This is a genomic window from Paenibacillus athensensis (assembly GCF_004514475.2).
GTDB classification, from domain to species: domain Bacteria; phylum Bacillota; class Bacilli; order Paenibacillales; family NBRC-103111; genus Paenibacillus_AL; species Paenibacillus_AL athensensis.
The window spans coordinates 312,809-324,808 of record NZ_MYFO02000001.1; the positions used below are offsets into that span (position 1 = coordinate 312,809).

Here is a 12,000-nt window from a genome sequence, read left to right on the forward strand (position 1 = left end):
AGTGGACTGGGAGCTGTTAAGCATTATCGGAACCATCGCATTTGCCGTGAGCGGCGCGATCGTCGCGATGGAAGAGGAATACGATATTCTCGGTGTCTATGTGCTCGGGCTGGTCACGGCGTTTGGCGGCGGCGTCATCCGCAACCTGCTGATCGGCAAGCCGGTGACGACGCTTTGGGAGCAAGGCATCTATTTTCAGATTGCGTTGTTTGCGATGACGCTGGCGTTCATTTTGCCGGTGCGCTGGCTGAGGCTATGGAAGACGTGGGAAGCGTTTTTCGACGCGATTGGCTTGGCGGCGTTTTCGATTCAAGGCGCCGTATACGCCACCAATATGGGCCATCCGCTGAGCGCAGTCATCGTCGCTGCCGTGCTCACAGGCATTGGCGGGGGCATGGTGCGCGATGTGCTGGCCGGGCGCAAGCCGCTTGTGCTCAAGGACGAGATTTATGCCGTATGGGGCATGCTCGCCGGCGCGGTGGTCGGTTTGGGCTGGTCGCAGGGCACGTGGGAGCTGCTCGTGCTGTTTAGCCTGATTGTGTTCCTGCGTATGCTGTCCGTCGTCAACAAATGGAAGCTGCCGCGGCGTTCCTTGCGCCACGCCGTAAACCCGCCGGACCGGGAGCGCCGCTCCCGGGAATCCTGAGCGATAACGATAATCCGTGAGGTGATTCGCATGAGTGAAGAAGCGGTTTCGTTTAAGCAACAGCGCAAAATCGCCTGGGAAACGCTGCAACAGCGCATCGCGTCCGTCAAGGAGCTTGCAGATGGCGAGCTGGAGCGCTATGAGGTGTCCAAGGATACGGCAACCGGCGAGCATTTTCTGCATTATTCGTATCTCCATCGCGATCTGAGCGCTGGCGGCGAGCCTGAAGTGTTTCACCAGCTGTTGCCTCTGGAAACAGACGACGTGCTGGGGCTGGTGTTCGGCGAGCAGCCGTATACGTATCCGCAGCATTGGCGAGAGCCTTTTTTGCGCAACGGCCCCGAGGGCTTTTACATTTGGTTTGACCCCTCAGGTGAGCTGGAAGCCGAGCGCGACCAGGCCATCGCCCGGGAGCTGATGGACAAGCTGCGGCAGTTTCGCGAAGCCGGCAGCCTGAATGCCGAAGAAGTCGGCAAGCTGATGGACGAGTTGGACCGGATGCGCCGCAACGAGCCTTGATGAAGCGATAAAACAAGCAAAGCAACCTGTGTGCCATTGGGGCCGCAGGTTTTTTTGGCGTTCCGCACCGCGCGCGACCCCGATAAGCAGGTGGCCGGCCGGACAGCGGCTGTCAATCCGTGCTTGGGAATGTTGAGCAGAGCCTTGTTTGGCGCTTTGTTAGTAGGACGGAGGGTTCAAAAGCACCGGCAGGCATCTTGCGTTCTGAAAACACACCGTGAAGCAAGCTGTCCGGGCTGTAGGGCAACCTCGACCAGCAGCCCCGACACTTCCGTCAGCCCCCGCAATCCTTGCGTAGGGGGCTGTTCGGCTTGCAAAAAAACAGCCGTTTTGGAGCATAGTAAAGCTGAGCCCAAGAAGGAAGGAGCTTGCATGCTATGTATACGGTAGCCGATTTGCAGCAGCGTCAGGATCTGCTCAACGACATCCGGCAATTGGAGCGCCAGCTGCAGCAGGAGCTGGGACAGCCGGTTGCGCTGATTGCTTATGCGAACGAACCAACTGCGGCAGATGAACCGGCGGACGAAGGCCGCTAGAAAGAGGATTGCTGCTACAGAAAGGAGGACATTCCCGATGAATGAGATCAAAAAAACATGGAGCGTACGGCTCGGATGCCTGCTGGTCGCAGCGGCGATGGTCGGATTGACGGCTTGCTCGCAGGCGTCGCCCAAGCAGTCTCAAGGCATGCAGCCGAATATGTCCGATTGGGATGTGGACAGCCGCAACAATGAGAACGCAACGCTGGGAGCAAAGTCGCTGGCTCCGACGGCAACGCCGCCGCAGTCCAGCACAACGATTGACAGCACCGCGGCGCACCGCAATCACGGGCTGACGATGAGCCGCGCGCTCGCCGACAGCATTAAGCAAAGCGCGCATACGGGCTCGACGGCTGTCGCCGTTAGCGACGGAGGCATTTATGTCGCTGTTGACGCGGGCGGGATGCAGGCGATGTCGGCCGAATCGCGCTCGCTGGCGCAAACGAACGATCCGATGATGGGCGCAGGCCTGTTTGGCAGTGGGGCCGGGGCGCAGATGGACTGGACGTCCAGCAAGCCGCTGAACAAAGAGACGACGGCAGCCATCCAGCAAGCCGTGCATGCGGCTTACCCCGCAGCGAATGTGTTTATTTCGACCAATCCGCATTTTGTCAGCCGGATGTTGTATTATGACGCCCGCCAGCATCAAGGCGCAAGCTCCGACTTGTTTATGAACGAATTCAACACGATGGTGCGTTATGTGTTCCCGGGCTACGGCAACGGACAAAACCGGCTGCTGCCTCCGGCAAAATAATAAGCATAGAACAAAAGCCGTTAGGCATAATAAGCTTCGGCGCCCGGAGCGCCACTAACTTTGAGGAGGACACCACCCGATGTATCAAGTTACGCAGCAAATCAAAGAATGCCAGCAAATCATTTCTCAGCTGATTCAGCAAACCCAACAAGCCAATTCGATGTATCAGCAGCTGCTTCAGCAAGAGCAGCAAAATACGCAGCAGCTGGAGCAAATTGCTCAGCGCGAGCATGTAGCGGCGCAAATCATTCAACAAACGCTGCAAGGGCATAACCTGGCGCTGCAAAAAATGGAGCAATGTCTGCAAATCACCGCGCAGTTGGAGCAAATCGTTCAATCGCAATCGATGATGATCAGCCAGCAAAGCCAAGCATTCGCCAATCCGGCGATGAATCCGTACCAGCGCCACTAGGCATCCATTTGCACCCTCGGGCGTTGTGTCCGGGGGTGCTCGCGTATTTGCCCGGCCCTGCGCGGCTGGGGCCGCGAAGATAGAGCGAAGCACGCCGACTGCGCTGCGAACATGAATCAAGGAGGAGGGCAACGATGATCAAGCAATATTTTGCCGAAATCAAGCTGGAGGAAAACGATGATTTGAGCGAGGTGCTCGGCGATCTGGTGGACGAAGCGGAAAACCAGTACCGGACGCCGTATGTCGAGGTGGCGCAGGTGATTCCGCGCAAAAGTGATGTGTATACGGTCATTTTGAATCTCGATTTTCCGGAGCGCGGCGATGAGTAGCCGCTTCAAGGTCCGGGCTTATTGCAGCGCGCGCGGCTGCGATTACATACATAAAGAGGATGTGGTGCAAGCGATCGATTACGCTTCTTCCTACAGCGTAGCGCAAATGCTCAATGCCGCGGGACGGGTGGCGGCCTGTCCGGCGTGCGGCGCGGCCATGCAGTTCTATTCTCATGCGGTGATCGACGAATTCGGCTGAAGCCGACGGCCGGGGGCTCACGGGTGCAAGGCGCTTGACTTCACAGGCGTCGTGGCCGATAGTAGAGAGGAATGAGCTGCCAGGGAAGGGAAGAACGATTGCCATGCACAGCTTGAAGCTGCCAGAAGAAATCCGCAAAGCGCTGGAGGACAAAGAAGCCCGCGCGCCGCGCCGCGATCCGGGCCAGCCGCTGCCGGCCTATGAAGCGCCCGACGATGCGATTGTGACCGATGCGGTCATCGCCTTATTTTTAGGAAAAAACGTATTGCTTAAAGGCCCGACAGGATCGGGTAAAACGAAGCTGGCCGAATATTTGGCGAGCTTGTTTGCGCAGCCGCTGCACGTGGTCAACTGCTCGGTCGATCTCGATGCCGAAGCGCTGCTTGGCTTCAAGACACTGACCCGCAATGATCAGGGCGAGGCGCTGATTGAATTTGTGCCGGGACCGTTCGTGCGGGCGATGACGAAAGGCGAATTTCTGTATATCGACGAGGTCAACATGGCCAAGCCGGAGACGCTGCCGATCATTAACGGGGTGCTGGATCACCGCCGTTCGCTGACCAATCCGTTTACGGGCGAAACGGTGGAGGCCGGCGCGGATTTCCGCGTCATCGCCGCGATTAACGAAGGCTACATCGGCACGACGCCGCTGAACGAAGCGCTGAAAAACCGCTTTGTGACGATTGAAGTGCCATATTTGCAGGGCGAAGCGCTGCTGACGCTGCTGCGCCGCCAGTCCGGGCTGCGCGACGAACGGCTGCTGCAGCGGTTCGTGCAGCTGTCGGCCGATCTGCTGGCGCTGATCGAAATGGGCCAGCTGCCGGATGAAGCCGGTTCGATCCGGGCGCTGCTGGATGCCTGCGATTTGGCCGTGCACATCCCGCCGCAGCGCGCCGTGGCGCGGGCGATTGCCGGCAAGCTGGAGGACGAGCGGGAGAAAAGCGCGGTGCAGCATGCGGCGGAGACGCTGTTCTAGCGATGTTCGTCGGCAAAGTGAATCTGCTGCAGGATACCAAGGACGCGCTTTTGCATATGCAGCTGGAGGATTTGGCCAAGCTGCTGAGCCGACGCCGCGACATCCGGGTGGAAACCGGCTTTCACGCCCTGTATGACGAAGCGGCCGGCGTGTTAACCGTCAGCCAGTTCTGGCGCGATCTACCCCCTGGCGTACGCGCTGCCGGATGGAAAAGCGACGTTTATTTGCGCGCGTTCGGCAGCGCGTGGTTTTCCGATGCAGCGGCGATCGCGACGTTTATGGCAGAAAGCGAAAGCGGGCCGCTGCCCGTGCTGGCCCGCCAGCTGTTTGCGCTCGGCGAGGACATGCGGCTTACGCGCATCTGCCGCGAGCAGCGGCCGGGGATGGCGCGCGTGTTCGCTCAGCGCCACGAGGCTTATGCCGCCTATTACCGGCATCCGCTGCGCGGCTATATCCGTAAACGCGAATACGCCGAGGCGCTGCTGCTGCTCGTTTACGGCTGGTTTACCGGCAGCGCGGCGCTGACGGTCGATGCGGCAGCCGCGGCCGACGCCAGCGCAGCGGAGCTGGAGGCGCTTGGCGAGCTGCGGGCGCTCTTGCAGCCGCTGCCCGCGCTGCTGGAGCGCCTCGAAGCGGCGGCGTCGACCGGCGAAGCCGCCGCGCTGTGCCGCGAGCTGACGGCAGCGCTCGCGTACCGGCTCGGCCGCGATGCCGCCGCCCCGCTGTTCGCGACGTCGCCGGGCTCCGGCACGGCGGCGCCGCTTCCGGCGGGCTATCGCGGCCCGCTGCCGCCGGCGAGGCCCTTGGCCGACGCCGGCGGTAGCGACAAGGCGGCCGGCCCGGCTGGCCGCCTGGAGGGCGAGCGGCTCCCGATGTGGAGCCGCGAAAGCGCCGACCGCAGCCCCGGGCCGCTGCGGTTCGAGCTGGAACGCGGCCGGCCGGCAGACGCGTTCGGGGGCGCGCCGCGCGCGGGCGATGCCACGGACGCCGCGCGGGCGCTGACGCCGGCGCAGGGCCGCTCGCGCCGCGCCGGACAAAGCGGCGCCGCTGCGGAGCGCCGCTATCGCGGCGACCTGCCGGGCCCGCAGCCGGGCGTCGCCGCCAGCCCGAACGCCGCGCGGCTCACCGCGGCGTGGCTCGCGCCCGTGAAGCCGTCGCCGGAGGAGACGGCGGCTTACGGGCGGATGCGCGAGCGCGTGCTGCCCTTCACGCGCCAGTTGCAGCGAGCGATTCGCCGCTCGCTGGAGCAGCGGCGGGTCGCGCCGCGCGCCGACCGCCCGTTCGGGCGGCTCGACAAGCGCTTGACCCGCATCGTCACCGAAGAGGTGCCGCGCCTCTTCAGCAAAAAGCTCAGCCCGACGCCCCGGCTCGACGCAGCGCTGACGCTGCTCGTCGACTGCTCGGCGTCGATGCAGGACAAAATGGAGGCGACGAAGCTCGGTTTGACGCTGTTTCACGAAGCGCTCAGGAGCCTCGCTATCGCCCATGAAATCGTCGGCTTCTGGGAAGACGCCGACCGCGTCACCGCGCAGGAAGCGCCAAGCTGCTTCCGGATCGCCGTCGACTTCGCCCGCTCGCTGCTGCCGGGCCGCGGCGCGGCGATTATGCAGCTGGCGCCGCAGCAGGACAATCGCGATGGCTTTGCGATCCGCCTGATGACGGCGCGCCTGCTCCAGCGGCCCGAGCGTCAGCGTGTGCTGCTGGTGTTCTCCGACGGCGAGCCCTCGGCAGCCGACTATCACGAAAGTGGGATCGTCGATACGCATGCCGCAGTCAGTGAGGCCCGCCGCCGCGGCATCGACGTCGTCAGCGTGTTTCTCGGCAGCGGCGGCGAGGTGCACGAAACCGAACGCGCGGCGATGCAAAGCATCTACGGGCGCGGCAGCGTCGTCGTCCCGGAGCTGGCGGAGCTGCCCGGCCGGCTCGCGCCGATTTTGCGCAAGCTGCTGCTCAAATCTATCTTTTGACGGCAAAATCCTTTACAATAGAGCAGTGAAATGCTGGAAGCGACTTACACAGGAGGAGACAGAACATGTACGGAGCACCCTTATCCCCGAAAGCCCGCAAGCTGCTCTTGCTTGGCTCGGGCGAGCTCGGCAAGGAAGTTGTGATCGAGGCGCAACGGCTGGGGATCGAAACGATTGCCGTGGACCGCTATGCCGGCGCGCCGGCGATGCAGGTAGCTCACCGCAGCCACGTCATCGACATGCTGGACGGGGAACGTCTGCGCCGCTTGATCGAAGAGGAAAAGCCGGACCTGATCGTGCCGGAAATCGAAGCGATCGCTACCGAGACGCTCGTCGAGCTGGAACAGGAAGGCTTTCGCGTCATTCCGACCGCGACGGCGTCGCGCCTGACGATGGACCGCGAGGGCATCCGCCGGCTTGCCGCCGAGACGTTGGGCCTGCCGACGGCGCGTTATGCGTTTGCCGACAGTCTGGACGAGCTGCGGGAGGCTGTGGCCGCTATCGGCACGCCGTGCGTGATCAAGCCGATCATGAGCTCTTCCGGCAAAGGACAAAGCGTCTGCCGCACGCCGGAGGGCGTGGAGGCATCGTGGAACTACGCAATGGAAGGCGGCCGCGCCAAAAAAGCGCGCGTCATCGTTGAGGAGTTCATCCATTTTGATTCGGAAATTACGCTGCTGACGGTTCGCTCGGTGTCCGGCACCAGCTACTGCCAGCCGATCGGCCACATCCAGAAGGACGGCGACTATATCGAATCGTGGCAGCCGCACGGCATGAGCGAGGCGCAAATCGCCGAAGCGCAGCATATTGCCGGCACGATTACCGAAGCGCTCGGCGGGTACGGGATTTACGGCGTCGAGTTGTTTTTGACGGCCAAGGGCGTGGTTTTCAGCGAAGTGTCGCCGCGTCCGCACGATACGGGCATGGTGACGATGGCGACGCAGGATTTATCCGAGTTCGCGCTGCATGCGCGGGCGATTCTCGGCCTGCCGATCCCCGACATTCGCCTTTTGACGCCGGGGGCCAGCTATACGCTGAAGGCTGACCGCGAGCACGCCGATTACGCGATTGGCGGACTGGAGCAAGCGTTGTCCGTGCCCCACACACAGGTGCGGATTTTCGGCAAGCCGAACACGCTCGCCGGTCGCCGAATGGCGGTGGCGCTGTCCAGCGCCGGAACGGTGGAAGAAGCGCGCGCACGCGCCAAACAAGCAGCCGAAGCGCTGCAGCTGCATTATTTTTAAGATACAGCCGGGAGGAATACGCCTTGCAAGATAAGCCAGCACGACTGTCCAGAACTGTGTTAACCGAAATTATTTTCCCTTCTGATACCAACTACCACGAAACTGTGTTCGGCGGGCGCGTTATGCATTTTATCGACAAGGTGGCGACGATTGCCAGCATGCGCCATTCGCGCAGAGCTGTGGTGACGGCTTCGAGCGACAGCCTTGATTTTCTGGCTCCGGTCCGTTTGGGCGAAGCGATTCAGCTGGAGGCGTTTGTCACCTGGTCGCATCGCAGCTCTATGGAGGTTTATGTTAAGGTGGAGTCCGAGAATTTGTTCACCGGCGAAAAAAAACTGACGGCAACGTCGTATTTGACGTTTGTCGCCCTGGACGAGAAGGGCCAACCATGCCCGGTGCCTGCAGTGCTGCCGGAAACGGACGAGGAGAAACGACTGTTCGAAACGGCTCAAGCCCGCTATGAGGCGCGCAAGCTGCGCAAAGCCGAGCGTCAGACGCTGTACTAGGTCCACGGTCATCTCCAAACGACGGGCCGATCCAACGGCGCAAGCCGATAAAGGAGGGATTCGCAAATGAACGCACACGAAATCGACTATGCCATTTACGGTAACGAAATGCAGTATGTCGAAATTGAGCTGGATCCGGGCGAAAGCGTGGTGGCGGAAGCCGGCAGCTTGATGATGATGGAAATGAATATCCAGATGGAGACGATTTTCGGCGACGGCAGCAGCGGCAATCAGGGCGGCTTTATGGGCAAGCTGCTCGGCGCGGCAAACGGCTGTTGACGGGAGAAAGCCTGTTTATGACCGTGTTTACGAACCGCAGCTACAACGGCAAGGAACGCGTGACTTTCGCTGCGCCGTATCCCGGCAAAATTTTACCGATGGACCTGCAAATGCTTGGCGGCAAGCTGATTTGTCAAAAGGATTCATTCCTCTGCGCAGCCAAGGGCGTTTCCATCGGCATCGAATTCCAGCGCAAGCTGGGGGTCGGTTTTTTCGGCGGGGAAGGCTTTATCATGCAAAAAATTGAAGGCGACGGATTGGCCTTCGTTCATGCCGGCGGCGCGATCTGCGAGAAGGTGCTGCGCCCTGGCGAGACGCTGCGCATCGATACCGGCTGTCTGGTGGCGATGACGCAAGACGTACAGTACGATATCGAAATGGTCAAAGGCGTCAAAACGGCGCTTTTTGGCGGCGAAGGCCTGTTCTTCGCTACGCTGCGCGGTCCGGGGCGCGTCTGGATTCAATCGCTGCCGTTCAGCCGTTTGGCCGACCGGATCGTCTCGGCTTCGCGAGCGGGCGGGCGTAAAGAGGAAGGCAGCATTCTCGGCGGTCTCGGCAATCTGCTCGACGGCGACAACCGTTAGACGCAGAGGCCGGGCAGGCAACACCTTCGATGATTTGACAGCCGCCGTACGGCCGGAACAGCGCTCCGGGAGTCGCGCGCGGTGCGGACAGCAACAGCCGGTTTTCCGTGTAAACGGGGGGCCGGCTTTTTTTATGAAATCGACCGGATACAGCTTGTGAACAATCGGGCTATTTTCATGCGAATTTTGGCAAAAAGAGCATTGACAGCTGTGCGGAAGCGATGCTAAGATACGTTTATCAATAATTCTTAGTATTCATATCGGAATTATTTATAAATCGACCGGACCGCCGGAGACACTTGTGGATGCGATTGCGCCATCTGCAGGTCAAGCCGCCAACCAAGCTGCGCCCGGCGTCAATAACCAAGAGCATGCGGAAAGCGGGGAATGAGGAGTATGCACATCTCAGTGCGAAATTTACGGAAAAATTTTGGCCCGTATCAAGCCTCCAAGGATGTCAGCTTTGACATCGGGAAGGGGAAGCTGATCGGCTTTCTCGGGCCCAGCGGCGGCGGCAAAACGACGATTTTGCGGATGCTGGCCGGTCTGGAGCAGCCGGATTCCGGCGATATTTATTTTAACGGGGAACGCGTGAACGATTTGAGCCCGCAAAAGCGTCATATCGGCTTCGTGTTTCAGAACTATGCGTTGTTCAAGCATATGAACGTGTTTGACAACGTCGCCTTCGGGCTGGAGGTGCAGAAGGAGCGCAAGGAAGCGATCCGGCAGCGCGTCGCCGAGCTGCTTGAGCTGACGGGCCTGGCCGGTTTGGAAAACCGCCTGCCGCACCAGCTGTCCGGCGGCCAGCGCCAGCGCGTGGCGTTTGCCCGGGCACTGGCGCCGAATCCGCAGCTGCTGCTGCTTGACGAGCCGTTCGCGGCGATTGACGCCAAGGTGCGCAAGGAGCTGCGCGGCTGGCTGCGCGACATGATCGGTCGCGTCGGCATCACGACGATTTTCGTAACGCACGATCAGGACGAGGCGGTTGAGGTTGCCGATGAAATCATGATTATCAATCAGGGCCGTCTGGAACAAAAAGGCTCGCCGCTGGACATTTACCAGCATCCGCAAACTTCGTTTGTGGCCGGATTTATCGGCGAATCGAATCTGCTCGATAACATCGCCGGGCTGCGCGGCTTTGAAGCGGCGGCTGCCGATGTACAAGCGATTTTGCGGCCGGAATTCGTCGATATCGGCTTTGAGCGGGAGCTCTCGCATCCTTCCGCGGCCCAGCCGGGCGTCGTACGCAACGTATTTTTTCGCGGCACAAGCTGGCAGGTGGAAGCCGAAACCGCAGGACGCCGCGTGTTTGGCTACCGCTCACTGGAGCAAGAGCCGCTGAAGCCGGGCGACGAAATTCGAGTGCTGATTCACCGCATCTACACCTTTAACGACAGCGGCACGGCCATGCTGGAGAACGCGCTGAAATTCGATCCGCTGCCCGTGCACATCTAAAAGTCCGGTGAACAAGTGGCCGGAGAGTCGATAGGGAGTTGGGACAGCGTCAGCGGTCGCCTTTGTCGACGAATTTTCACCCCAAACGGGGTCATTCCATCGAACAATCCGGCTACAACAGCGAGTGGAAACCGCTATCGACCGGAGAACACTGGTTTTCACCGGACTTCTAACAGCGTAGTGAAGAAAAAGCTGCCGACGGGCTGCAACCACGAGTGAAAGCTCATACCGCCCGCAGGCGACTTCATTTTCACCGTGCTTCTAAATCCGACCGCGGAGCAAGCTTATGCAGAAAGGAACCTGCCCTATGGAACATACCATCACGATTCAGAGCGACAGCGCCGAGCTGGCCGCCACGCTGCACTATCCCCCCGTCGAGGTCGGCAAGCCGGACCGCGACTGCCAGCGCTGGCCGCTCGTTATCATCTGTCACGGCTTTATTGGCAGCCGCATTGGCGTGGACCGGCTGTTCGTCAAAGCGGCGCGCGCCCTGGCCGGGCAGGGCTTTCTCGTGCTTCGCTTCGATTACGGCGGCTGCGGGGAAAGCACTGGCGAATACGGAGCCGGAGGACTTGACTCATTGATTGAGCAGACGCGTCGCGTTATCGATTACGCGCTGACGATCGATTGCGTCGATCTGTCGCGAGTGACGCTGCTCGGTCACAGCCTCGGCGGCGCAACCGCTGTGCTGACGGCTGCCCGTGATTCTCGCGTCAAATCGCTCGTGCTGTGGTCGGCTGTCGCTTACCCGCACAGCGACATCGTGCGCATTGTCGGCAAAAGCGAATATGAGCGCCTTCCCGTCGGCGGCACGATCGATCACAGCGGCTACGAGTTGAGCAGCCGGTTTTTCGATTCGCTGGCCCGTCATCAGCCGCTCGACCAGTTGCGCAAATTCAAAGGCGATGTGCTGGTCCTGCACGGCACGGCGGACAGCATCATTCCGGTCGATTACGCGCCGCTGTACCAGACCATGTTCTGGCAGCGCCGCGAGGGCGGCTGCGATCTGGAACTGATTTTTCAAGCCGATCATACGTATTCCAACCATACACATACGACTTCGCTGATCGGCAAAACCGCCGATTGGCTGCAAGCACTCGAAAGACGGAAACGGGACTGGAACGACTGGACGATTTGACAAGCCGCCTGCCCGTTGGCGCAGCTTGATCCTAATAGGCGAAAGAGAGGAAAGCTTTATGGCAAAACCGTTGGAACTGGATGAAATGTGGATCGACCGGATCAAGCAAATGGTGAACGGGCTGGAATACGGCTCCGTGCAAATCGTGGTGCATGACGGGAAAATCGCGCAAATCGACCGCACGGAGCGCAAGCGGTTCGAAGCGGCGCAGCCGCAGCTGCAAGCGGTCAAGCCGGCGAAAAAAGCCGGCGGCAAAGCCTAGCGCGCCCAACCGGGCAAGCTCTGAACGGAGAGCAGCTTTCTAAGCGCAACGTCGGCCGTTGCAAATTCGATGTGTACCGCCTTGTCGGCAACGCGTGATTCCGCGGCAAAAAGCCGGTCGGGAAGAGGCGGAACGACCCGCCGCCACAGAAAATGGCTACGGCGGGCCAGCTGCGAGTGAAGCTTTCTTTCCTG

At 60.7% G+C, this 12,000-nt stretch carries 14 protein-coding genes and 1 pseudogene; all 15 read left to right on the plus strand.

Going from position 1 to position 12,000, the window contains the following annotated elements:
• Nucleotide 1: 1 nt before the first annotated feature.
• Nucleotides 2-646 (plus strand): trimeric intracellular cation channel family protein, encoded by a 645-nt coding sequence (locus tag B5M42_RS01385; protein ID WP_230632561.1) that lies wholly within the window; start codon nucleotides 2-4, stop codon nucleotides 644-646.
• A 30-nt stretch (nucleotides 647-676) separates the two neighbouring features.
• Complete coding sequence (locus tag B5M42_RS01390) at nucleotides 677-1,165, plus strand: hypothetical protein (RefSeq protein ID WP_134749016.1); 489 nt, start codon at nucleotides 677-679, stop codon at nucleotides 1,163-1,165.
• A gap of 377 nt (nucleotides 1,166-1,542) precedes the next feature.
• A complete protein-coding gene (locus tag B5M42_RS01395) occupies nucleotides 1,543-1,701 on the plus strand; it encodes a hypothetical protein (protein ID WP_167689551.1) in 159 nt (52 codons plus the stop codon).
• Nucleotides 1,702-1,738: 37 nt separating this feature from the next.
• Nucleotides 1,739-2,455, plus strand: a complete 717-nt coding sequence (locus tag B5M42_RS01400) for a YhcN/YlaJ family sporulation lipoprotein (protein ID WP_167689549.1) — start codon at nucleotides 1,739-1,741, stop codon at nucleotides 2,453-2,455.
• 79 nt (nucleotides 2,456-2,534) lie between these two features.
• Entirely contained in the window at nucleotides 2,535-2,867 is a 333-nt protein-coding gene (locus B5M42_RS01405) for a hypothetical protein (RefSeq protein WP_134749012.1), read from the plus strand.
• A gap of 134 nt (nucleotides 2,868-3,001) precedes the next feature.
• Nucleotides 3,002-3,196: a hypothetical protein gene (locus tag B5M42_RS01410; RefSeq protein WP_134749010.1), complete on the plus strand. Its 195-nt coding sequence runs from the start codon at nucleotides 3,002-3,004 to the stop codon at nucleotides 3,194-3,196.
• Nucleotides 3,189-3,395, plus strand: a complete 207-nt coding sequence (locus tag B5M42_RS01415; protein WP_134749008.1) for a hypothetical protein — start codon at nucleotides 3,189-3,191, stop codon at nucleotides 3,393-3,395. The genes B5M42_RS01410 and B5M42_RS01415 overlap by 8 nt, the downstream gene beginning before the upstream one ends.
• Before the next feature lie 103 nt (nucleotides 3,396-3,498).
• Nucleotides 3,499-4,371, plus strand: coding sequence for an ATP-binding protein (locus B5M42_RS01420; RefSeq protein ID WP_134749006.1), 873 nt, complete (start codon nucleotides 3,499-3,501; stop codon nucleotides 4,369-4,371).
• A 2-nt stretch (nucleotides 4,372-4,373) separates the two neighbouring features.
• The gene (locus tag B5M42_RS01425) at nucleotides 4,374-6,338 is read left to right on the plus strand and encodes a nitric oxide reductase activation protein NorD (RefSeq protein ID WP_134749004.1); all 1,965 of its coding nucleotides are present in this window, start codon (nucleotides 4,374-4,376) and stop codon (nucleotides 6,336-6,338) included.
• A 65-nt stretch (nucleotides 6,339-6,403) separates the two neighbouring features.
• Nucleotides 6,404-7,582, plus strand: coding sequence for a formate-dependent phosphoribosylglycinamide formyltransferase (gene purT, locus B5M42_RS01430; protein ID WP_134749002.1), 1,179 nt, complete (start codon nucleotides 6,404-6,406; stop codon nucleotides 7,580-7,582).
• A gap of 23 nt (nucleotides 7,583-7,605) precedes the next feature.
• Nucleotides 7,606-8,088: an acyl-CoA thioesterase gene (locus tag B5M42_RS01435; protein WP_134749000.1), complete on the plus strand. Its 483-nt coding sequence runs from the start codon at nucleotides 7,606-7,608 to the stop codon at nucleotides 8,086-8,088.
• A 66-nt stretch (nucleotides 8,089-8,154) separates the two neighbouring features.
• Nucleotides 8,155-8,951 (plus strand): annotated as a pseudogene (locus B5M42_RS01440) (TIGR00266 family protein).
• A gap of 396 nt (nucleotides 8,952-9,347) precedes the next feature.
• Complete coding sequence (locus B5M42_RS01445) at nucleotides 9,348-10,406, plus strand: sulfate/molybdate ABC transporter ATP-binding protein (protein ID WP_134748998.1); 1,059 nt, start codon at nucleotides 9,348-9,350, stop codon at nucleotides 10,404-10,406.
• Between the two features lie 307 nt (nucleotides 10,407-10,713).
• Nucleotides 10,714-11,544, plus strand: a complete 831-nt coding sequence (locus B5M42_RS01450) for an alpha/beta hydrolase family protein (RefSeq protein WP_134748996.1) — start codon at nucleotides 10,714-10,716, stop codon at nucleotides 11,542-11,544.
• Nucleotides 11,545-11,602: 58 nt separating this feature from the next.
• The gene (locus B5M42_RS01455; RefSeq protein WP_134748994.1) at nucleotides 11,603-11,806 is read left to right on the plus strand and encodes a YezD family protein; all 204 of its coding nucleotides are present in this window, start codon (nucleotides 11,603-11,605) and stop codon (nucleotides 11,804-11,806) included.
• Nucleotides 11,807-12,000: the final 194 nt, after the last annotated feature.